The sequence below is a fragment of the Haladaptatus sp. CMSO5 genome (assembly GCF_036689885.1).
GTDB lineage: Archaea > Halobacteriota > Halobacteria > Halobacteriales > Halococcaceae > QDMS2.
Map to the genome: position 1 here is coordinate 304,744 of NZ_JBAHVW010000001.1, position 21,731 is coordinate 326,474.

Annotated in this window: 25 protein-coding genes; 13 read left to right on the forward strand and 12 right to left on the reverse strand. The window is 62.6% G+C overall.

All coding sequences use genetic code 11. The annotated features are described in order from the left end of the window. Positions 1-6: 6 nt before the first annotated feature. The 3 genes from V5N12_RS01575 to V5N12_RS01585 all read right to left on the reverse strand — a co-directional run bounded on the left by V5N12_RS01575 (position 7) and on the right by V5N12_RS01585 (position 1,382). Positions 7-627: a uracil-DNA glycosylase gene (locus tag V5N12_RS01575; protein WP_332897398.1), complete on the reverse strand. Its 621-nt coding sequence runs from the start codon at positions 625-627 to the stop codon at positions 7-9. 32 nt (positions 628-659) lie between these two features. Further along, positions 660-1,067 (reverse strand): hypothetical protein, encoded by a 408-nt coding sequence (locus V5N12_RS01580; protein ID WP_332897399.1) that lies wholly within the window; start codon positions 1,065-1,067, stop codon positions 660-662. Between the two features lie 87 nt (positions 1,068-1,154). Further along, positions 1,155-1,382 (reverse strand): DUF7860 family protein, encoded by a 228-nt coding sequence (locus V5N12_RS01585; RefSeq protein ID WP_332897400.1) that lies wholly within the window; start codon positions 1,380-1,382, stop codon positions 1,155-1,157. A 96-nt stretch (positions 1,383-1,478) separates the two neighbouring features. Between V5N12_RS01585 and V5N12_RS01590 the strand changes: the two genes are divergently transcribed. Both V5N12_RS01590 and ileS read left to right on the forward strand, forming a co-directional pair. Then, positions 1,479-1,730, forward strand: coding sequence for a hypothetical protein (locus V5N12_RS01590; protein ID WP_332897401.1), 252 nt, complete (start codon positions 1,479-1,481; stop codon positions 1,728-1,730). A 116-nt stretch (positions 1,731-1,846) separates the two neighbouring features. After that, on the forward strand, positions 1,847-5,029 hold the full coding sequence (ileS, locus tag V5N12_RS01595; RefSeq protein WP_332897402.1) for an isoleucine--tRNA ligase: 3,183 nt from the start codon (positions 1,847-1,849) through the stop codon (positions 5,027-5,029). 9 nt (positions 5,030-5,038) lie between these two features. Here ileS and V5N12_RS01600 read toward each other — a convergent pair whose 3' ends face one another. From V5N12_RS01600 to V5N12_RS01610, 3 genes are read right to left on the reverse strand one after another with little or no spacing between them, the layout of a single operon-like run. Next, positions 5,039-5,926: a ribose-phosphate diphosphokinase gene (locus V5N12_RS01600; RefSeq protein ID WP_332897403.1), complete on the reverse strand. Its 888-nt coding sequence runs from the start codon at positions 5,924-5,926 to the stop codon at positions 5,039-5,041. 42 nt (positions 5,927-5,968) lie between these two features. Beyond that, on the reverse strand, positions 5,969-6,748 hold the full coding sequence (locus V5N12_RS01605) for an HVO_0234 family beta-propeller protein (protein ID WP_332897404.1): 780 nt from the start codon (positions 6,746-6,748) through the stop codon (positions 5,969-5,971). 45 nt (positions 6,749-6,793) lie between these two features. After that, a complete protein-coding gene (locus tag V5N12_RS01610) occupies positions 6,794-7,018 on the reverse strand; it encodes a hypothetical protein (protein ID WP_332897405.1) in 225 nt (74 codons plus the stop codon). Positions 7,019-7,119: 101 nt separating this feature from the next. Here V5N12_RS01610 and V5N12_RS01615 point away from each other — a divergent pair, with 101 nt between their 5' ends. From V5N12_RS01615 to glmM, 5 genes are all read left to right on the forward strand, one after another. Next, positions 7,120-7,788 carry an O-methyltransferase gene (locus tag V5N12_RS01615; RefSeq protein ID WP_332897406.1) on the forward strand — a complete coding sequence of 223 codons (669 nt, stop codon included), beginning with the start codon at positions 7,120-7,122 and terminating at the stop codon, positions 7,786-7,788. 40 nt (positions 7,789-7,828) lie between these two features. Continuing rightward, positions 7,829-8,017: an HVO_2922 family protein gene (locus V5N12_RS01620; protein WP_332897407.1), complete on the forward strand. Its 189-nt coding sequence runs from the start codon at positions 7,829-7,831 to the stop codon at positions 8,015-8,017. 260 nt (positions 8,018-8,277) lie between these two features. After that, positions 8,278-9,606, forward strand: coding sequence for a sodium:calcium antiporter (locus V5N12_RS01625; protein WP_332897408.1), 1,329 nt, complete (start codon positions 8,278-8,280; stop codon positions 9,604-9,606). Between the two features lie 84 nt (positions 9,607-9,690). Continuing rightward, positions 9,691-10,026, forward strand: a complete 336-nt coding sequence (locus V5N12_RS01630; protein ID WP_332897409.1) for a hypothetical protein — start codon at positions 9,691-9,693, stop codon at positions 10,024-10,026. A gap of 150 nt (positions 10,027-10,176) precedes the next feature. Beyond that, positions 10,177-11,571: a phosphoglucosamine mutase gene (glmM, locus tag V5N12_RS01635; RefSeq protein WP_332897410.1), complete on the forward strand. Its 1,395-nt coding sequence runs from the start codon at positions 10,177-10,179 to the stop codon at positions 11,569-11,571. Here glmM and hisI read toward each other — a convergent pair. From hisI to V5N12_RS01655, 4 genes are all read right to left on the reverse strand, one after another. Then, positions 11,565-11,924, reverse strand: a complete 360-nt coding sequence (gene hisI / locus V5N12_RS01640; RefSeq protein ID WP_332897411.1) for a phosphoribosyl-AMP cyclohydrolase — start codon at positions 11,922-11,924, stop codon at positions 11,565-11,567. The genes glmM and hisI overlap by 7 nt on opposite strands. 35 nt (positions 11,925-11,959) lie before the next feature. Continuing rightward, positions 11,960-12,940: an A24 family peptidase gene (locus V5N12_RS01645; protein ID WP_332897412.1), complete on the reverse strand. Its 981-nt coding sequence runs from the start codon at positions 12,938-12,940 to the stop codon at positions 11,960-11,962. A 97-nt stretch (positions 12,941-13,037) separates the two neighbouring features. Continuing rightward, positions 13,038-13,427 carry a ferredoxin Fer gene (gene fer / locus V5N12_RS01650; RefSeq protein ID WP_332897413.1) on the reverse strand — a complete coding sequence of 130 codons (390 nt, stop codon included), beginning with the start codon at positions 13,425-13,427 and terminating at the stop codon, positions 13,038-13,040. Between the two features lie 71 nt (positions 13,428-13,498). Next, the gene (locus V5N12_RS01655; RefSeq protein ID WP_332897414.1) at positions 13,499-14,692 is read right to left on the reverse strand and encodes an inorganic phosphate transporter; all 1,194 of its coding nucleotides are present in this window, start codon (positions 14,690-14,692) and stop codon (positions 13,499-13,501) included. An 87-nt stretch (positions 14,693-14,779) separates the two neighbouring features. Between V5N12_RS01655 and V5N12_RS01660 the strand changes: the two genes are divergently transcribed. The 6 genes from V5N12_RS01660 (at position 14,780) to V5N12_RS01685 (ending at position 18,507) form a co-directional block, all read left to right on the forward strand. Further along, positions 14,780-15,196, forward strand: coding sequence for a VOC family protein (locus V5N12_RS01660; RefSeq protein WP_332897415.1), 417 nt, complete (start codon positions 14,780-14,782; stop codon positions 15,194-15,196). A 54-nt stretch (positions 15,197-15,250) separates the two neighbouring features. After that, positions 15,251-15,979, forward strand: coding sequence for a 1-(5-phosphoribosyl)-5-[(5-phosphoribosylamino)methylideneamino]imidazole-4-carboxamide isomerase (gene hisA / locus V5N12_RS01665; protein ID WP_332897416.1), 729 nt, complete (start codon positions 15,251-15,253; stop codon positions 15,977-15,979). Between the two features lie 48 nt (positions 15,980-16,027). Continuing rightward, positions 16,028-16,615, forward strand: a complete 588-nt coding sequence (hisB, locus tag V5N12_RS01670) for an imidazoleglycerol-phosphate dehydratase HisB (protein ID WP_332897417.1) — start codon at positions 16,028-16,030, stop codon at positions 16,613-16,615. Next, complete coding sequence (locus V5N12_RS01675) at positions 16,616-17,119, forward strand: ACT domain-containing protein (RefSeq protein WP_332897418.1); 504 nt, start codon at positions 16,616-16,618, stop codon at positions 17,117-17,119. Between the two features lie 36 nt (positions 17,120-17,155). Beyond that, on the forward strand, positions 17,156-17,686 hold the full coding sequence (pyrE, locus tag V5N12_RS01680) for an orotate phosphoribosyltransferase (protein WP_332897419.1): 531 nt from the start codon (positions 17,156-17,158) through the stop codon (positions 17,684-17,686). A 221-nt stretch (positions 17,687-17,907) separates the two neighbouring features. Further along, the gene (locus V5N12_RS01685) at positions 17,908-18,507 is read left to right on the forward strand and encodes an IMPACT family protein (RefSeq protein WP_332897420.1); all 600 of its coding nucleotides are present in this window, start codon (positions 17,908-17,910) and stop codon (positions 18,505-18,507) included. Positions 18,508-18,519: 12 nt separating this feature from the next. Here the strand turns inward: V5N12_RS01685 and V5N12_RS01690 are convergent, their stop codons facing one another. Both V5N12_RS01690 and V5N12_RS01695 read right to left on the reverse strand, forming a co-directional pair. Next, positions 18,520-21,201, reverse strand: a complete 2,682-nt coding sequence (locus V5N12_RS01690) for a TRAP transporter permease (RefSeq protein ID WP_332897421.1) — start codon at positions 21,199-21,201, stop codon at positions 18,520-18,522. Continuing rightward, on the reverse strand, positions 21,198-21,695 hold the full coding sequence (locus tag V5N12_RS01695; protein ID WP_332897422.1) for a DUF1850 domain-containing protein: 498 nt from the start codon (positions 21,693-21,695) through the stop codon (positions 21,198-21,200). The genes V5N12_RS01690 and V5N12_RS01695 overlap by 4 nt, the downstream gene beginning before the upstream one ends. Positions 21,696-21,731: the final 36 nt, after the last annotated feature.

Genomic DNA, 21,731 nt, shown 5'->3' on the forward strand with positions numbered 1-21,731 from the left:
GGGCACTCAGAGCGCGGCGACCTGCTCGCGGATGGCGTCGAGATACGCCTCGTAAGTGTAGCCGAGCCGCGAGAGCCAGACCGCTTGGTAGGACGGATGGAGGAGTGGAAGTACCGTAACGCCGAGACCCGGGCAGTCGATGGGCGTGAGCACCGCATCGAGAAACCCGTCGAGACGGCGCGACTCCATGGTGAGGACGGTTTTCGTCGCGTGTTTACCGGTCGTCAGCACGGCACGCGGTTGAATCTGTGATAGTTCGGTTTCGAGGTGTGTCCGGCAGTTTTCGAGTTCCGTGTCGGTGGGTGCGCGATTCGACTCACCGTCTTTCGGATAGCACTTGACCGCGTTTGTGTAGTAACACGACTCTGCGTAGCCGAGGTCTGCGACGAGCCGGCGCACCTTCTGGCCCGAGTGTTTCGAGGTGTATGCCATCCCCGTCCAGTTGCCGCCTTTCCACGGTGGTGTGTCAGGGTCGCCCGCAGCGGGCGCTTCTCCCACAACAACGAGGTCGGCGTCGAGCGGCCCGTTGCCCCACGAGATGCACTCGCGCGCTTCGACGAGCGCGGGACAGCGCAGACACGTCGCTGCGAGTTTGTTGCGCGTCGCCGGGTCTGGAAACGCCACCATGCGTGGTGCTACGGTCAGATGGACGGTAACTCCTACAGGTATCGTTCACAGTCGTCAATGAAGCCCCGGAGGATGCGCGCCGCGTCCGGGTCAAATCCCGCGGCAACCCCACAGGACTCACCCTGTGGGAGGTGGACGACGACAGCGTCTTCGAACACGCGGACGGTCGCTTTGAGCGCGTCGTACGGCGACGAGAACGCCGTCGTCCGTGGGACGTCGCCGCGAAGCTGGGACACGATGTCCCGCACAGCGGTCTCGCCCGTTTCGGCGGTCGAATGCAGATACAGCGTCTCATGGCCGTCCTCGTAGGCGGCGACCCACGACAGCGAACTGCCCGCTCGCTGGCGTAAAAATTCAACCAGTTCGAGTGGCTCCACGCTCGCGTGGTGTGCGTAATTCAACTCAGAAGCGATGCGCTCGCTACGTCCCCCAGTCCCCATCTCTGTGTTCATTTCCCCAGTACTATGACGACTGGAAAGACTATCAAAGTAGCTGGAACGTATGAATTTTCTGACAGTCTGTGTAGCTCACTCGGTCAGCGGCAGGATGATGCCGAAAAACAGTGGCACGAGGAGTGCGCCGAGCACGCCAATCACTTCGAGGTCGAAAAACAGCGTTTCTTCCCACGCGGGCAGCGAGGCGTACAGTGCGTGGCCGATGAGTTCGCCGCCCGCACCGAGCGCAAAGAGGCCGAGGCTTGCTAAAAATCCGAATTTCGTCACAGTGGAATAGTCAATCTTCCCGTAGCGTCCCATATCCGCTACTCGGCAGTCTCAGGCTAAAATGTTCTGCGATTGAGTGTGACATACCAGCACGCAAAGTAGATAATACCCCGCCCAATTTGTGTGGATATGAAAGAACTCATCGTCGATCTGGCCGCAGAGCTGTTTGCGGTGTTGCTCTACGCTGTGAGCGCAGGAGCAATCACCACGCTCAGTCTCGCCGCAGAGTTCACGGGCATCGAAAACCTCACCGCGGGCAACCTCACGATGGGGCTGTGGTTCGCGTATATGGGCCTCGTCCTTGGCTACCTCGGCGTCGCCTTAGTCGGCCGCGAAAAGCTGCTTCCGGCGCTGTTCGCGCTCGGAACGAGCGACACCTGAACCTGTTGTGAGTCAATTTTGCAGACGCCTGCCCGAGTGATACCCCTGCGCCGGACAGCCACAGGCCGAACAGTCTAACCGATTCTCCTTTAATGCCTGAGAGGGTTCACCAGTGTATGAGCAGGTTTGCTGACGTCGACGACCAGTACGACCCCGACGCCGTAGAGGAACGGGTGTTCTCCTACTGGGACGACGTTTCCGCCTACGAGCAGACGAAACAGCACCGAGAGGAGGCTGAGACGTTCTTCTTCGTCGATGGCCCACCCTACACCTCCGGGGCGGCCCACATGGGGACGACGTGGAACAAGACGCTGAAAGACGCCACCATCCGCTACAAGCGGATGTGCGGCTACAACGTCACCGACCGCCCCGGCTACGACATGCACGGGCTCCCCATCGAGACGAAAGTCGAGGAGAAACTCGGCTTCGAGAACAAGAAAGACATCGAGGCGTTCGGCATCGAGAACTTCATCGACGAGTGCAAGCAGTTCGCAGACGATAATCTCGAAGGCCTCCAGAACGATTTCAAGTCCTTCGGCGTCTGGATGGACTGGGACAACCCGTACCGCACCGTCTCTCCCGAGTACATGGAAGCCGCGTGGTGGGGCTTCAAGCAGGCCGCAGAGCGCGGGCTGGTCGAACTCGGCAAACGCTCCATCAACCAATGTCCACGCTGTGAGACCGCCATCGCGGACGCAGAGGTGGAGTACGACGAGATTGAATCGCCCTCCATCTACGTCAAGTTCCCCCTCCGCGACCGCGAAGGCTCCCTCGTCATCTGGACGACCACGCCGTGGACCATCCCGGCGAACACGTTCGTCGCGGTTGGCGAAGACATGACCTATCAGGCGGTGAAAGCGACCAAGGACGGTCAAAGCGAGGTGCTCTACCTCGCAGAGCCGTGCGTCGAAGGCGCGCTCAAAGAGGGTCGCTACGACGACTTTGCGGTCGTAGACGAGGTCACGGGCGCGGAGATGGTCGGCTGGGAGTACGACCACCCGCTCGCAGAGGAAGTACCAGACCACGCCGCCTTCGAGGGCGCGGGGCAGGTGTACACCGCAGACTACGTCGAAGCAGACCGCACGGGGCTCGTCCACTCCGCACCCGGCCACGGGCAAGAGGACTTCGAGCGCGGCAAAGAACTCGGCCTCGACATCTTCTGTCCCGTCGCCGGTGACGGGACGTTCACCGAACTCGGCGGCAAGTACGAAGGCGAGTTCGTCCGCGACGCGAACGACGACGTCATCGCCGACTTGGAAGCCAAAAACTTGCTTCTTGCTTCGGGCACGCATCGCCACCGCTACGGCCATTGTTGGCGCTGTGACACGGACATCGTCTTCCTCGCCACCGACCAGTGGTTCATCACGGTCAGCGACATCAAAGACGAACTCTTAGCCAACATCGAAGACTCGGAGTGGCACCCCGACTGGGCGCGCGACAACCGCTTCCGTGACTGGGTGGAAAACGCCCGCGACTGGAACGTCTCCCGACAGCGTTACTGGGGCATCCCCATCCCAATCTGGATGTGTGACGACGCCTCGTGTGGCCACCTGAACGTCGTCGGCACGCGCGAAGAACTCGCAGAACGCGTCCACCAGGACGTAGACCCGAACGAGGTTGACCTCCACCGCCCAGCAGTGGACCCACTCACCATGTCGTGTGCGGAATGTGGCTCTGACGCCCACCGCGTCCCCGACGTGTTCGACGTGTGGCTCGACTCCTCGGTCGCCTCGTGGGGCACGCTCGACTATCCCGGCGAGACCGAACAGTTCGAAGAGCTCTGGCCTGCAGACCTCATCATCGAGGCCCACGACCAGACTCGCGGCTGGTTCTGGTCGCAACTCGGCATGGGTACCGCCGCACTCGGCGAGATTCCGTACAAAGAAGTGCTCATGCACGGCTTCGCAAACGACAAGGACGGCCGCAAGATGTCGAAATCCGTCGGCAACGTCGTCGAACCCCACGAGGCCATCGACCGCCACGGCTCTGACGCCATGCGCCTGTTCCTCCTCTCGGTGAACCCGCAGGGCGAGGACATGCGCTTTTCGTGGGACGAGATGGCGACCATGCAGCGCCACCTCAACATCCTCTGGAACGTCTTCCGCTTCCCGCTGCCGTACATGCGGATGGACGGGTTCGACCCCGAGGCCCAGACCGTCGCCGAACTCACCCTCGAACAGGAAGACCGCTGGCTCCTCTCGCGCCTGCAGACGGTCAAGCAGGCCATGTCCGAGTCGATGGAGGACTTCCGCTACGACCGCGCGGTCGGCACGCTCATCGACTTCATTGTCGAGGATGTCTCCCGGTTCTACATCCAGGTCGTCCGCGAGCGGATGTGGGAAGAAGCCGAGTCCGATTCGAAGACGGCGGCGTACACGACGTTCTACCACGTCCTCTCAGAAGTCGTCTCGCTGCTCTCGCCGTTCGCGCCGTTCATCACCGAAGAGATCTACCAGAATCTCACTGGCGACGAAGGCTACGACACCGTCCACATGTGCGACTGGCCGGAGTACGACCCAGCCCTCCACAACGAGACGTTGGAGTGGGAGATGAAAGTCGTCCGCGCCGTCGAGGAAGCCGGGTCGAACGCCCGCCAGCAAGCAGAGCGCAAACTCCGCTGGCCGGTCACGCGCATCGTCGTTGACGCCGGTGACGACAGCGTGGCAGAGGCCGTTCGCTCGCAGGCGACGCTCGTCGCAGACCGTCTCAACGCCCGCACCATCGAGGTCATCGACCCCGAAGAGTCGTGGGGCGAACTCCACTACAGCGCCGAAGCCGACATGAGCCTCCTCGGACCCGCCTTCGGCGGCGACGCCGGGAAGGTCATGAACGCACTCAACGAGGCGCGCATCGAGGTGCCGTCGCTGTCGGTGCTTGAAGACGCCGTGAGCGAGCAACTCGGCGAGGACATTGAATTGGAAGACGACATGGTCACCTTCGTCACGAAGACGCCAGAAGGCACGAGCGCCGCGCCCTTCTCGCTCGAAGGCGGTTCGCACGGAACGGTGTACGTGGACACCACGCTCACCGAGGACATCGAGAGTGAGGGCTACGCCCGTGAGGTCATCCGCCGCGTCCAAGAGATGCGCAAAGACCTCGACTTAGACTTAGATGCCGCCATCCGCCTCGACTACGACATCGCAGACGAGCGCGTTGCAGACCTCGTCTCGGCGCACAAAGACCTCATCGCAAACGAGGTTCGCGCCACGGACGTGGGCGCAGTCGAAGACGGCCACCGCAAAGAATGGGACGTCGAAGGCGTCACGATGACGCTCGCAATCGAGAAAGCAGACGCTTAGTCAGCTAAGTCATTTTTCGGTTTCTTCGATTTCACCGATTACTGTTGTATTAATCGCCTCGGCAATCGCCGGGGCCACCGTCACGCTGCTCACGGCGCGTTCGATGGTGTCCGTGCCGTAAATCGCTTCGACGCCCGCGCGGGCGAGTTTCGTCTGGGCGTTGCTAGCGAGCATCGGGTGGACGCAGGTGACGAACACGCGATTTGGGGAGCGCCCTTGGAGGATTTCGATGGACTCGCTCATCGTCGAGCCGGTGGCGATGATGTCGTCTACGAGCACCACGTCGCGCCCCGAGACGTCGGTGTCGCTTGGGGTGATGTCTACGTCGCTCCCCGAGAGGCGTTTTTTGACGAAGTAGTCGGTGTCGCCTGCGCCGTGGGCGTCGCGGACGGACGCGGCGAGGTCGATGGCCCCCTCGTCGGGTGCGAGGAAGACCGGTTGGTCGAGGTCTGCAGGGAGGGCGTTTGCGAGGTGTGGCGCGGCGTCAACCGACTCGCAGGGAACGGAGAAAAAGTCACAGAGGAGTTCTTCGTGCGGATTGACGGTGATGACCCGGTCGGTTCCGGTGGAGATGGCGCGGGCCATCGCGCGGGCGGAGACGGGTTCGCCCGCTTTGAACGACTTGTCCTGTCGGCCGTAGCCCATGTACGGGATGACGGTGATGATTTCTTCCGCCCCGGCCTCGCGGGCGGCGTCTTGGAGTTGGAGCAGTTCGACGTGCGCGTCGCTCGAAACGGTCGAGGAGACGATGATGGCGCGCTCAGCGTCGAACGCGCCGACAGACGCGAGCAGTTCACCGTCCGGGAAGTGTTCGGTTTCGGTCATCGCAAGTGGTTCGCCCAGCTCGGCTGCGAGTGCCGCTGCGAGCGCCTGCGACGCCGACCCACTGACAATCATAGTCGAAGGGTACACCCACGGCATCAACCCATTTTCGGTCCACTACAGCACGCAGAGTGCGTGCACGTCACGCAGGCCAAGCGGGTAGGTGCGCCAGCCCTCTCCTGCGTCGAGCAGGAAGGTGCCGTCCACCGTCGCGGCGTAGGTGGCGTCGGCGTAGGCCACGTCTGCGACCTGCCCCGAGACGGGGAGCGAGACGGCGTCCCACTCGTCGTCGTGGGCGTAAAATGTGTCTGCGGTGGCGGCGTGCGCCCCGCCGTCTTCGGCGGTGGCGACCATGTGGAAATCGCCGTCGAGGGCGTCCATCCAGCCGTTCCCGAGGTAGTAGAGGCCGTCTGCGGTGGCGGCGTGTGGCGTTCCGTCGGTTGACACGTCGCGCACCGTGGAGAGTCCGGCTTCGATGCAGTCTGCGGTGGTGACCTGACAGACGCCCGCGTCGGTGGCGACGAGGTTGCTCGAAATCGCGTTGATTCGGGCGTCGAGTTCCGCGATTGTCGTCCAGCCGGCGTCGAAGCGCGCGAGCGTCCCGTCTTCGGCTCCCGCGAGCAGGACGCCGTCGCTGAATCGGACGGCGGTCGCGGGGCCGAAGTCGGTTTCCGTGAAGTCGTCGCCGTCGTGGAGCAGTACGTCTTCGTCCGTGGCGATGGCCACTTGGTCGTCGCTCGTCGCTACGTCCCGGGCGGTACACTGCGCTAAGAGTTCTATTTGTCCGACCTGTTCGCCCGCAAGAGAGACGGCAGCAACGCCAACATCGGTGGCCGCGAGGACGACGGTCTTGCCCGTCTTTTCCCCAAACACCCGTTTTTCCTCGAGGCTTTGCATACCTGACACACGACTCTGCGGCGGTGAAAACGGTTGTGGAACGAGTCAGACCGCCATGATGACCAGCACGAGGCCGATGAAAAGGAATAAACCGCCGGCAAACGGCGCGAAGTCGGTCTGTCCCGCCGACGGTTCGATGCTTCCGGGCTCCTGCATCGACCCCGAGCGAAGCGAGATGGCGACGATGGCGAAAAACTCCGGGTCGCGGATGGCGAGGACGCCCAGTCCGGCGAACACGAGGCCTCCGAGGATGAGCCCGAAGTTGACCATACGACGCCTGCTCGTGGCGACGTGGTAGGTTTTGTGGTGATTGGATGATACGAGTGCGCAGGTAGAGGAACGATTAGGAGCGAAATCGGCGTAGTCCACCTATGGCTCGACTCCATTCGGACACGGTGGCTGCACTCCTCGAACTGGCCGGGCCGAACGCGGATGAGATTCTCACGGAGATGGAACAGCGAGCGACCCGCGAGGGGTTTCCTATCGTCGGCGCAGAAGTTGGCCGGACGCTCGCGCTGTGTGCTCGCCTGCGTGGGACGAAAACCGTGTTCGAACTCGGCTCTGGGTTTGGGTATTCTGCGTACTGGATTGCGCGCGTACTCCCCGAAGAAGGAACGATCACCCTGACCGGCCGAGATGCGGGATTGCTCGCGGATGCGGAGGCCTACTTCGAGCGCGGCAGCCTCGCACAGAAGGCCACATTTGCACAGGGAGATGCCATCACACTCGCGCGCGAAGCACGCGGCCCGTTCAACCTCGTCGTCCTCGACCATAACACCGCAGACTACGTCGAGGGGTTCGAGGCCGTTCGAGACGCCGTCGCGCCGGGTGGGGCGATTATCGCAGATAACGTGCTCAGCACCGACACCGAACAGCCGCTCACCCCCGCAGGCTTGGAGGCGACGCTCTCGGGGGAACCAGCGCCGAACGAGCGCACCCGCGCGGTGGCCGCGTATTTTGACTACGTTTCGCACGCCGACGGGTTCGAGACCTACGCGCTCCCGGTCGGGCAGGGAATCGCCGTGTCCTGTCGAATCTGAGACACCACGCTTCTTTGTACTGGTCGTGCGAGAGTCAAGTATGGCAAACACTCCGACGTTCGAACTGTTCAAAGACGCCGCAGGCGAGTGGCGCTGGCGGCTCGTCGCCTCGAACGGGAACATCATCGCAGACAGCGGCGAAGGCTACCAGACCAAACAGGGCGCAGAACGCGGCATCGAGAGCGTGAAGAAGAACGCCCCACGCGCGGACATCGACGTGCTCGATTGAGCAAATCGACAATCTACCCCTGATTTAGTCGAGTATCGGGGTTTGAGGCCCTCTATCCGGCAAATCCCCCACCACCCGCAAAACATCGGATTTTTGAGCCTCAGCGCTGCTCACACCCGAAATCGCCAAGAAGACGGATAGCTTGTGGATTAAATACGTGACGCGCTTTGTCACGGACGAGACACACTACTCGAGACAGACATGATACGCGTATCATCCGCGTGCTGGAAGGCAGGCGACGAGGAGGGGCGAATCGACAGATGAAACGACAAGCACTCGGTGCGATTGCGGCGACCGTCGCGCTCACGCTGCCGTGGATCGCGGTGTGGCTGGGGCTGATTCCGTCGCTCTCGACGATGGCCACCGTGGCCGTGAGCGGCCTCGCCGTCCTCGGCGCATCCTTCCTGCTCGCGTGGGGGGCAGAAACCGCAGAAAAAGACGTTCCCCGGGCGTTCGCCATCGCCATCTTGGCGGTGCTCGCCGTCGCGCCCGAATACGCGGTTGACGCGCTCTACGCGTGGAACGCAGGCGTGTATGCCGGCACCGAACGCGGTATCGAAGCCGGTAACCTCGCCGTGGCGAACATGACCGGCGCGAACCGCATCCTCATCGGTCTCGGCTGGGCCGGAATCGCGCTGTTCACCATTTTCCGGCGCGGGTCTGGGGACGACCCGGCCGTCGAACGCCGCAGTGGCTTCCTCGCAGACGTGGTGAAACTCGACCGCGACGTCGGCCTCGAAATCGTCTTCCTGCTCGCCGCGACACTCTGGGCGTTCCTCGTCCCGCTCGGCGGCGGCATCGACATCTTCGACATGGCGTTCCTCGTCGGTCTCTACATCACCTACATCCTCATCGTCCTCAAAGGCGACGTGGAGACCGAAGAACACAACGTGGGCGTGCCCGCCTATCTCCAGCAGTTCCCCCGCGGGCCGCGCCTTGCAGCCGTCTTCGTGCTGTTTGCCTACTCCGGGCTGATGATTTTCACCGCCGTCGAACCGTTCGCCCACGGCCTCGAAGAACTCGGCACCGCAGTCGGGATTCCGTCCTTCTTCATGATTCAGTGGATTGCGCCGCTCGCATCTGAGTCGCCCGAACTCATCGTCGTCGCCTACCTCGTGAACAAGGCGCGCTCGACCGCCGGATTCAACGCGCTCATCTCCTCGAAACTCAACCAGTGGACGCTCCTCATCGGGACGCTCGTGGTCGTCTACTCCATCGCACTTGGCACGTACGGCGCACTCCCGTTCGACCAGAAACAGTCGGGCGAAATCTGGCTGACTGCAGCCCAGTCGTTCTTCGCCATCGCCCTGCTCGTGAACTTCGAGATTTCGGTGCGCGAGGCGATTGCCCTTCTCGTGTTGTTCGTCTCGCAGGTCGTCATGGAGTTCCTGCTCATCCGCGACCTCATCACGCTCTCTATTTCGAGCTACGAACTCCTGCTCGCCTACACGGCGCTCTATGTCGTCCTCGGGGGAGCCCTGTTCGTCGCCCGGCGCAAGGCCTTCCGCGGCATCTTGAAACAGACGGCTGGCACCGTGAACGAGGCGCTTGGAAATGAGAGTAGTGGGTCGGTGAGCGCGGACGACTGAATAATACATCGCGACTGCTGTTTTTCACCGACACGGACATGTCATTCAGAGATAATTTATCCATCCCTCAGCGAACGCTTTGTTGTGCACTTGAAAACTCAACGCACCGTTTCGAAAGGGCTTGCGCTGTTTGTGGCGACGGTGGTGGCGTGGGGAATCGCCAATGACATCGCTCCAACGGTGTTGGGACTACTCTGTGGCTACGCATTCGTCTTTGCAGGTGGTTCGGTTCGGGTAGTGTACGACACCGTTCCGAACTACATGGAACTCGGATTCGTCGTGATGGGCGTCGCTGGCGGGGCTGTGTTGCTTGCAGGGGTGAGTCCAGATTTGGCGAAATTCGCGGTCGTCGTCGGTGTGGGCAACGCGCTGTCCCTTCTCTGGGGGCGACGAACACCGGAGGCAACCGGTAGCGAGTAGGGCAAAACAGAGCAAGGTGGTCGGTTTGATATCCCCGTTATTGGTTTATCACGCCGTGCACACCTGACCGTCGAATCCTGCCCGAGACTGCCACACACCCGCCGGAGAACGTCGCAAGGCTTTCAATTGGCCGCCGCTAGGGATTCGACAATGAAAGTATTCGGGTCGAGTGGCACCCGTGGGGTGGCGAACATCGAACTCACGCCCTCGTTCGCCCTGCGCGTCGCCGCGGCCGCTGGAACGGTCTGGAACGCAGACCGCGTCGCCGTTGGCCGAGACACACGAACCACTGGACGGATGTTCGCAGACGCCGCCGCGAGCGGGCTTGCGAGCACCGGGGCGAACGTAGACCGCCTCGGCATCATCCCGACGCCGGGCTTACAGGCATATGCCGAGCGCGAAGGCGTCCCCGGGCTCATGATTACGGCGAGTCACAACCCGCCGGAGTACAACGGCATCAAACTCATCGGTGACGATGGCGTCGAACTCTCGAAACACCAGCTCGAACGCGTCGAGGGCACCATCCTCGGGGAGAAGTTCGACAAGGTAGCGTGGAACGAGACGGGCACCACCCGCGTCGTCGATGGCGCGCGCGATGCGTACGTCGAAGAACTCCTCGACTCGGTCGACCGCGAGGCAATCGCCGCGGCGAACCTGACCGTCGCCCTCGACCCGGGCCACGGCGCGGGCTCTCTCACCAGCCCCGACTTCTTCCGCGAACTCGGCTGTGAGGTCGTGACCGTAAACGCACAACCGGACGGCTACTTCCCCGGACGCGACCCCGAACCCATCCCCGAAAATCTCGCAGACCTCGGCCGCCTCGTCCGCGCGTCGGGTGCGGATATCGGCATCGCCCACGACGGCGACGCAGACCGCGCCATCTTCTACGACGAGAAAGGGCGCTACATCGAAGGTGACGCCACGCTCGCCGCGCTTGCGGAGGCCGAACTCACGCCCGACGACGCCACCGTCTCCGCGGTGAACGTCTCCCAGCGCCTCGTTGACCTGACCACCGAAATCGGTGCGTCGCTCGAACTGACGCCGGTGGGAAGCACGAACATCATCACGCGCATCGAAGAACTCCAACGGGGCGACGTGCACGTCCCAGTCGCCGGAGAGGGCAACGGCGGCGTCTTGTTCCCCGACTATCGGCTTGCCCGTGATGGGGCGTACACTGCCGCGAAGTTCCTCGAACTGCTCGCAGACCGCACCGCGAGCGAGGTCGTAAACCGCTTCGAGGGCTACGAGAACGTCCGGACGAAGATTCACTACGACTCCGACGCCGAGTACGACGCGATGCTGTACGCCGCAGAGCAGCAAGCAGAGAAGGCGTCTGCGGAGCTTTCGACCATCGACGGCTTCCGCCTCGACTACGGCGATGCGTGGGTGCTCGTCCGCCCGAGCGGCACCGAACCGCTCATCCGCATCTACGCCGAGGCACGCGGCATCCACCGCGCACAGGAACTCGCAGACGGGATGTACGACGCACTGATTGCGGCCAAAGAAGAAGCCATCGAAGCCGAGAAAGAAGAAGCGACTCAGTAGACGTCGTCCGGGTCGAACGCCTTTTCACCGACCACCTCACCCGAGAGCGTGCGGTAGAAACACGAGCGATAGCCCGTGTGACAGGCCCCGCCGCCGTCCTGCTGGACGAGGTAGAGTAGGGTGTCGCCATCGCAATCGACGCGAATCTCGGAGACGTGTTGGACGTGGCCGCTGGTTGCCCCCTTCTTCCAGAGTTCGTCGCGCGAACGCGAGTAGTAGTGAGCGAGGCCGGTTTCCTCGGTTTTCGCAACCGCTTGTTCGGTGACGTAGGCGAGCATCAGCACCTCGCCCGTCTCATCGTCCTGTGCGATGGCTGGGAGCAGGCCGTTCTCGTCGAACGCGAGGTCAATCATAGTCGGGAGAAGGGAGGAGGCGGCTTTGAGTCTTTTCACGCGAGTCCGAGCGCCTGCAAGAGCGAATACAGCACGTCGCCGTAGGTGAGCGCGACGAGCAGGCCGACGAACAGCGGGACGATGAACGGCACGCCCGGCGACACCCACACCTCGTCTGCGGTGACGAGTAAGTCGAGTCCCTCGCGCAGTTGGGCGGGCGTGGTGCCGTAGGCCGAGTGGTCGATGTCGTCGAGAAACGCCTGTGCGCCCCACGGGTCGTTTGCGGTGGGGTCTGCGGGGTCGGGTTCGGTCGCTTCGAGTTCGACGCCCCCGTCGGTGAGCGCACCGTCGCCCGGCGGATTCGGCTCTGCGGGAAGCGACCGCGGGTCGCGGTACGTATCAGGGTCGCCTCTGACGGCTTCGAGCGTCAGCCCGCGATAGCGCAGGTACATCCGCAGCGCGTCGATGTCGAGACCGCCGCGGGTAAAGCCCGCGGGCGTTTCGAGCAGGCGGCCATAGGATTGGGTGACTCGCTGCCACGAGACGGGTCTGCCGACGAACATCACCGCAGAGACGTTGCCAGAGAGGGCGTTTCTGAGCGTCAGCACCACCGGATAGAACAGCCCGATGAGGACGGTGTTCGTGAGGATGGTGAGCGAGAAGACGCCAATCGGCGTCCAGGCGTAGGGGAGCACCGTGTCCGCGACGCGATAGACGGGAAACGTCGGAAACAGGACGGCGAGGACGAACATCGCCTTCGCGTCTGCGCCGCCAAAGCCGCCGATGCGCCAGAACAGGTAGCTGAGCGGGATGACGAGGCCGACGCTGAGGCCTGCACGGATGAGGAACAACTGGCGGGCGAACGCGCTGCTGGTGTAGGCGGTGTAGCCGTCCCACGCGAACAGCGAGACGGCGAGGAGTGCGAGGGGAATCCACGTCACGTTCGGCACCCGGCGGGTCTTAATATCGCGCCACGCTGCCCACCCGAGAACCGGAATGATGAGAAGCCGCAGGAGGTCTGGAATCGAAGCGAACACTGACAGAATACGGACACTCAAGCGAGATAAGCGTTTGTGGTGGGCGAGTGCTGTGGCTCACGGCTGTAGCAGCGCGGAAAAGGTTGCAGGGAAGCGTTTAGATGACGCGGTTCTGCAGGTAGTCGAGGTGCTTTGCGTTGTAGACGATTTTGATTTCGTCAGCGGCAGGGCTGCCGATGCAGGTCAGGCGAACGCCCTTCTCCTCGACTTCTTCGTCGGAGAGAATCTGCTGCATGTCCATCTCGATTTCGCCTTCCATGATGATGGCTGCGCAGTTTGCACAGGCACCAGCACGGCACGAGAAAGGCCAGTCGTAGCCCTGTGCCTCTGCTGCTTCGAGGACGTACTCGCCCTGGTTGACTTCGAGGGTACCGTAGTCCTCTGCGTCGAGACCGGCGTCTGCAGCCTGCTCGAAGAGGTCGTCGTCGTCCATGTCCCAGCCCTGGTCGTCCAGTACTTCGTAGTTGAGGTATTCTACCGTGGGCATCATGGCTCGGTTGGGTCGCCTGCTTGTTAGACCTTGCTGTTTGCGAGGTCATGATAAATCAGGCGGGATGCTCACACGAAGGGGGCAAAGCGGAAGAGTAGGTACGAGGCGACGGCGGCGAGCGTCGGCGTGAGCAACCAGAGCATGATGACTTTGCCCGTCGCCTGCGGGTCGAACAGCTCGCTCGCGGTGATGGAGTCGGGTTGCTGTTCGCCAATCTTTGGCACCGTCTCCTCGCGCTCTGCGGTGAGCGCGTTCACCGAGACGCCGCCGTCTTCGGCCGTCGCACCGCCTGCAGTTCCCCTGACCGCGACGCTCGCGGCCTGTGAGATGGTCACGGTTCGGGTGGCGCGCCCCCAGCCGAGGCCGATGATGCACATCGTCGCGCTCACGGCGAGGCTCGCGGGAATGCCGAGGTACGAGAGGCCCGTAATCAGGCTCGCGCTCACGACTTCCACGATGAGCGCGGCGAGAATCGGGAGGTCGGTCAGGTCGTTGCCAACCGTATCGAGGGTGCGCCGGGCGATGGTGAACGCCCCGAGGCCGATTGCGCCCCCGGCGAGCAGGATGCCCTGATTCATCGTGATAGCGCCGTTGCCATACAGCGGCGCGATGGCGTTTGCGACGTTCGACGCGCCCGCAGAGAAGGCCATGTAACAGCCAATGGCGATGACGAGGATGCCGCCGAGGATGTTTCGCGGGCTCACAGTCTCTCCGAAGTGCGGGCGCGGGATGACCCCCGAGCGGTCGAGTTCGATGAACGCGCCGTCGCTTCGGTCTAAGGCGAACCAGTGGTCGAGATAGGGGTAGAGATAGCGCCCGATGACCGCACACACCCAGAAGGCGAGGATGGGCGCGACGAGCCACCAGCTCACGATGTGGCCCATCACGGCCCAGTCGATGCTGCCGGTAGCGACGCCGAGGCCCGCAATCGCGCCGACGGCGGTCATCGAGGTCGAAGCGGGGACGCCAAACAGGTTCGAGATGAGCAGCGCGAGACCGATGAAAAACAGGATGGCGACGCTCGCCGCGAGCGTGAAGTAGTCCTGTGGGACGATTTGGCCGCCCATGGTTTCGACCACGTTGCGGCCCACGGTCCAGCCGCCGAGCAGGGCGAAGCCGGACATCAGCGCGGCAGCGGCGAGTTTCGAGATGACGCGACTGCCAACAGCCGGGCCGAAGGCCACGCCCGTAGAGGAGCCACCGATGTTGAACCCAACAAAGGCAGCGACGAGCAAGCCAACGATGAGCAGCGCGCTAAGCACGTCACATCGATGGTGGCGAGGCGGTTAAACCGTGTCGGCCTCGGAAACGGCCAACGGAGGTATATTGTCGAATGGTGTAACTGGGCTATGATAGAACGGTTGGCGTTCGTCACGGTGTATGTCGAAGACCAGGACGACGCGCTCGACTTCTACACCAACACGCTCGGGTTCGTCCCGCGTGAGGATACGGAGGTCGCACCGGGCGTTCGGTGGGTCACGGTGACCCCATGGGCACAGACGGAAGTGGCAATCGCACTGGAAAAACCACACGACGAGTTTCACGGGCCGGAGACCGCCGCGCGAATGCGCGCCCAAATCGGGAACGCCACGCCGTGGGCCTACGTGGTTCACGACTGTCGGGGCACCATCGAACAACTCGCGGAGGGCAACGTGACGATCCGCCAGCAACCGGCAGAACGGCTGTTCGGCCTCGAAGCCGTCATTGAGGATTTGTACGGCAACCCGCTGGTGTTGGTCGAACCCGACGAGGACGAAGCCGAGTAGCAGTTCCTGCCGAAGCCGAGGGCTTTACGCACACGCCCTCCCCACCTCCGGGCAATGAGCGCATTTCCAGAGTTTCGCGTCATCCCGGCAGTGGACATGCAAGACGGACAGGTCGTCCAGCTCGTCGGCGGCGAGCGCGGCACCGAAAAGACCTACGGCGACCCTGTCGAAGCCGCAGAGAAGTGGATTGCGGCGGGCGCGACCACCCTCCACCTCGTGGACTTAGACGGCGCGTTCGAGGGCGAGCGCCAGAACGCGACGGCCGTCGAAGCCATCCTCGACGCCGTGGACGTGGACGTGCAACTCGGCGGTGGCATTCGCACGGCCGAAGACGCCTTCGACCTGCTCTCGCGGGGCGTTGACCGCGTGATTCTCGGAACCGCCGCTATCGAAAACCCCGAGATTGTCGAGGAGATTAGCGAACAGTATCCGGGCAGCGTGATGGTCTCGCTCGACGCGAAAGGTGGCGAAGTCGTGGTTTCGGGATGGACTGAGGGCACGGGACTCGACCCGGCAGAAGCCGCCAAACGCTACGAGGAACTCGGTGCGGGCGCGATTCTCTTCACCGACGTGGACGTGGAGGGCAGGCTGGAAGGCGTCCAGACTGAGCCGGTGAAACGACTTGCGGAAGCAGTCGAGATTCCAATCGTTGCAAGTGGCGGCGTGGCGACTATCGAGGACGTGGTGGCGCTGCGAGATGCGGGGGCGGACGCCGTCGTGGTCGGGAGTGCGCTGTACGAGGGGCGATTCTCGCTCGCAGACGCGCAGGCGGCGTTGGAGTAAACCCGGATAAACGGAACCACCATGTAGGTGGACAGTCTTTTTCCTGCTATGAGTGAACGCTCGGCGGCCGTCACGCGCGAAACGGCCGAGACGGACATCGAGGTTACCCTCGGAATCGACGGCGAGGGCGAATCCGTCGTGGACACGGGCATCGGCTTTTTCGACCACATGCTCGAAGCATTCGCCACCCACGGGCTGTTCGACCTGACGGTGCGGTGTGACGGCGACTTGGAGATTGACGACCACCACACCGTCGAAGACGTGGCAATCACCCTTGGCCAAGCCTTCGACGAGGCGCTTGGCGACAAACGCGGCATCGTCCGCTATGCAGACCGCAAGGTACCGCTGGACGAGGCCGTCGCCTCCGTCGTCGTTGACATCTCGGGTCGCCCCTACTTCGGCTTCGAAGGCGAGTTCTCCCAAGACCACATCGGGGAGTTCACGAGCCACATGGCAGAGCACTTCGCCATGTCGCTCGCCATGAACGCCGGGCTGACGCTGCACGCGAGCGTCACGGGCGACAACGCCCACCACGAGGTCGAGGCGCTGTTCAAAGCCCTCGCTCGGAGCCTCGACGACGCGACGCGAATCGACGAGCGGCGGACGGACACGCCGAGTACGAAAGGTGCGCTCTGAATGTTCGACGAAATCATGCAGAAGTTCGAGGGCAGCCCGAGCCAGCAGGCGGTCATCCGCCTCCTGCTCGAACGCGGCTTCTCGGTGAACGAACAGGGCCGGGTCGTTTCGGGCGGCATCGAAATCCCGAACACGGGCATCGCCCGCGAGATTGACGTAGACCGCAGAGTCGTAGACGCGACGACCGACGCGATTCTCGCAGACGAGGAACTCAAACGTATCTTCGAGAACATCTCCGCGATTCCGAGCCTGCGCGACCTCGCGCCAGTGCTCGATTTGACCGTGCTTACGGTCGAAGTCGCAGATGCAGACGAACCGGGCATCGTCGCCACGGTGACGGGCCTGCTCGCGGACAACGGCATCTCGATTCGCCAGACCATCAGCGAAGACCCGGAGTTCACCGACGAACCGCGCCTCTACATCATCATGGACGACGAGCTGCCCGGCGACCTCATCAATGAGATTCGTCGCCTGCCGTTCGTCCGGAAAATCGAACTCGAATAGACAACGTTTTTGCCGCCTCTCGCAGTCGAATTGGCAATGGCTGACATTGCGTCTCTTATCGAGGAGTGTGGCGCTGTGAAGTACGGCGAGTTCGAACTGGCGAGCGGCGAGACCTCGACGTACTACGTGGATAAGTATATCTTCGAGACCCAACCGGCGGTGCTCGAAGCGATTGCCGAAGAGATTGCGTCGATGCTCGCAGACAGCGACATAGACGTGATAGCTGGCCCCGAGTTGGGAGCAGTGCCGCTCGTCGCCGCGGTGACGATGAAGACGGGCATCAAGGGTGCGTTCATCCGCAAGGAGGCGAAGGGCTACGGCACCGACACCCGCATCGAGGGAACCATCGAGGAAGGCGACAAGGTGGCGCTCCTCGAAGACGTGACGACGACCGGCGGCACGATTCTCGAAACCGCCCAGTTCGTCGAAACCGAACTCGGCGCAACCGTCTCTCGGCTCATCGTGGTCGTCGACCGCAATCAGGGCGCCGTCGAGAACTTAGCGGAGGGTGGCTTCGACCTCGAAGCCATCGTCCGCGTGGGCGAAGACTTAGACGTCAGTAAGTAACACGTGTGACAAAACCTGCCGCTGAGCCCCCAGTTCGGTCGATGGATTGAATAGAAGCGCCGTAAACGTACACATGGCGACGGACTGAAACGACGCGACCCGTCTACGCCGTCGCAGTCAGAGGCACCATCGAACCACATTCTCTCCCGGAGAGGGCATTGGCCCTCGCTTTTCTCATCTTCTCGTAACGCGTATAGGCGCGGCTGTCGAAGCCATGGGACATGACGACAGACCCGTATCGCACCGTCCGCGGCCGCGGCGAAGCCCGCGTTTCCGTGCGCGGGTCTGAGTTCATCGGCCACGCCATGCCCGCCTCGACCGTCGAGGACGCAGAGGCATTCATCGACGCCGTTTCCGACGAGTACGCAGACGCCACGCACAACGTGCCCGCCTACCGAATACGAGCAGACCCGTTGCGCGAGTGGGAGAGCGACGACGGCGAGCCGACCAACTCCGCCGGGAAGCCCGCGCTCTCCGTCCTGAAACACGAGGAGTTGGAGAACGTCGTCGTCGTGATTACGCGCTACTACGGCGGGACGAACCTCGGCGTTGGTGGGCTTGTTCGCGCCTACTCACAGGCGACAAAGAAAGCGGTCGAGGCGGCGGGTATCAAAGAAGAACGACCCCACGAGCAGGTGTCGATTACCGTCGAATACGACGATTCAGGCACAGTTCGTGGCATCATCGAATCGACGGGCTACGAGTTCGACGCGGCCTACGAGGCGGACGTTTCCTTTTCTGTGCGTACACCGGTTTCTGAAGCCGCGACGCTCCGTGACCGAATTCAAAGTGCGACGAGCGGCCGCGCAAAAATCGAGTGACCGAGTCGTAAATTATGCCGTCGTGTCGGAAGTCGCGCTCGCACCCTCAGCGCGAGGGCCGGCGGCGCGACGGTTCGTGACAACGAGCAAGACGAACAGGATGGCACCCACGCCGCGAAGCGCGAGTTGCACCGTGCCGAGTTCGCCCGTGTTCGCAATCGAGTCTACGACGTTGGTGAGCATCCCGGGAGCCATGAGCAACAGCGCGGAGACGGCGAAGAGGGCGCGGTTTGTTCTGCTGACGTCGGTGTAGAGGTAGCCGATAACCGTGGCACCGAGACCGACGACGCCGATGAACACACCGATAATCGGCAAGACGACTTCGGGGATGAAGAAGCCGAGGTCGAGCACATCAGCCAAGCCAATGACGTGCACTTCCTCGCCCGTCCCGACCCCACGGATGAGCAAGATACCCGGCGAGAGGACGAACGCGAACGGCACGATGGCCTTGTTCAGCGAGAGGCTGAACGCTTCGACCCCGGTTTGGAAGGGATCGGATTTTGCGACACCGGACGCGGCGTAGGCAGCCACGGCCACCGGCGGCGTGATGTCTGCGATGACGCCGAAGTAGAGGATGAACAGGTGGGCTGCGAGAATCGGAATCCCAAAGGAAGTCATCGCTGGCCCGAGCATCGACACCAGAATGATGTAGGTGACGGTGGTCGGCATCCCCATCCCGAGGATGATACACGAGATAGCCGTGATGATCAACAAGAGGACAAACGACGTGCCGGCGACGTTCAAGATAAGCGCCGTCAGATTCGGTCCCAGCCCGGAGGTCGCGATGACGCCGGGGATGATACCGGCTGCGGCCACAGCCACGACAACGGTAGTCGCGGTACGTGCACCGCCGTCCATCGCCTTCAGGATGAAGGTGGCGTACCGTGCGGCCGCAGTGTCCATCAACCGTTCCCGGTTGAGCACTTTGCCGACCGTCTCCGCTGCGTCATCGACTTGGTCATCGTATTCGAGCAGCGGTGCCTCGATGTTCGGCCGGGCGAGCAACGTCGCCACGCCGACGCCGAGCATGATGATGCCGAGCGAGCCGCCAGCGGCGAACAGCGCTTCGACGGCACCTAAGGCTGGCCCCGTCTCACCGAGTGCCGCGCCGACGAGACCCGTTCCCGTGAACAGGTAGGCAGCGAACTGCAGCGCGAACAGGCCAACGATAGAGCCGATGAGCGGGACGCGCGTCCGTTCGTTGTAGGCGGCCACCACCACGATGAGCGCCATGATGGCCAGCAGCGTGAACCACGCAGAGCGGGCCACAGAGAGGCGCACAATGATGAGGTAGTAGAGCAGCAAGCCAAGCGGCAGGAGGTAGAACCAGCCGCTTTTCATGTGGTCACCGACGTTGACGAGGTCAACGCCTTCGACGCCACCGATGTCGAGCCGAGAGGCTTCGAGGTGAACCATCACCCAGACGCCGAAGAAGAAGACGATTGCGGGGATGGCGGCGGCGATAATGACGTCGGGGTACGGCGTCAGCGTGTACTCAACGATGAGGAACGCGGCCGCGCCCATGACGGGCGGGAGAATCTGGCCACCCGAGGAAGCCGAGGCTTCGACCGCCCCCGCGAACTCGGGGCGGTAGCCAGAGCGCTTCATCAGCGGGATGGTGAACGCACCGGTCGTCACCGTGTTCGCAATCGACGACCCGGAGATGGTTCCCATGAAGCCTGAGGCGAGAATCGACGCCTTCGCCGGGCCACCCTTGCGCTTCCCGGTCACGGAGTAGGCGAGGTCGATGAACCATCGACCCGCCCCCGAGGTTTCGAGGAACGCCCCGAACAGGATGAAGATGTAGATAAACTCGAGCGAGACGCGCACGGGAACCCCGAGAATCCCTTGGTCTGTGTACCATAGATTGCGGATGATTTGCCCCCACGACGTGTCCGTAATCGAGAGCACGCCGATGACGGGCGTGTTCGGCGCGATGAGCCAGCCGAACTTCGCATAGACGATGAAAAAGCCCACGATGGCCATCAAGTAGAATCCAAGCGCCCGGCGGGTCGCCTCTAAGACGAGCAAGACGGCGATGATGCCGAGCAGATACGCCCACGACGAGGTGCCAATTATGGGCAGGGCGTCGAGTGGGCCGAGGAACGTGTACACCTCACCGAGCGTGCGACCCGCCGAGAGGCCGACCGCCCGGAGGTTCAAGATTTCCTCGAAGTTCGTGAGGTAGTAGTGGCCCGCGAGCACCGCCAAGAGCACCAACACGAGGTCGAAGGGCGTGATGCGGTCGATGTTTCGGTCGCCCATGAACCAGTAGAAAAAGTTAGCCACGCGGTCTGCAACACCCGCGACCGCGCTGTTCTCGCCCGCAGACTCACGCACCCACGAATGCAGGCGGGCGAGTCGGCCAGAGACGAAGCCATCGCCGGTCGAGGGCGGAAAGAGTAAGAACGCAATCACGAGGGCGAACACGACGTGGATGGCGTTTAGCTGGAGCGACTGGAGCTGGCCAAACCCAACTTCGCCCACGAACGGGAGGGTGACGTTGAACTCAAACCCGCGTGCGGCAAGCCACATCTGATAGGTCGAGAAGGCGAGTGCGATTACCGTGACGACAATCGAGGCGACGCCACGGAGTGACCGCTTTCGTTCGAGTTCCTTTAACAACGCTTCTTGTTCTTCTTCGGATAGTTCGTCTACATCCTCGGGTTCAGCCGGTTGTGTGGTATCAGTCATGGTTCAAGTGAGAGGGCGGTTGAGAGCACAGAGCGGCGCTCTACGGTGATGCGGACGGATTGAGCGTCAGAGAGCGAGACGAGGTCGTACGTCTGGTCACCGACGGTCAAGCGATGAGAGGCGATACGACCCGGCTTGACGTAAAGTTCGTCATACGACCGATTTTCTGGGTTGAATACGAAAAAGCCGTTTTCGGTGTAGACGTCCTCTCGGGCCGGGAGCCCCCAGCCGTACGACTGGAAGCGCATCTCGGTGTTATCAAGGCGCTCGCCGTGGACTTCGTAAATGTCGTACACGGGGGTCTTTTCGACGCTGTGCATGTAGGAAAGGTTCACCGTCGTGTTTTCTTCGACGGGGACGGCCAGTAACTGCTCGCCAGTGTCTGCATCGGAGACGACGAGGACGCGTTCGCCCGGAATCGCTGTCGCAAGCCCTGCACTGCAGACAAGCAAGAGCACGGCAAGCGTCACGAGTTTGTATCGGTGTTGGGGCATTGTCTCAGGAGACAGCAAAGATGAGTGCGCGTTCGA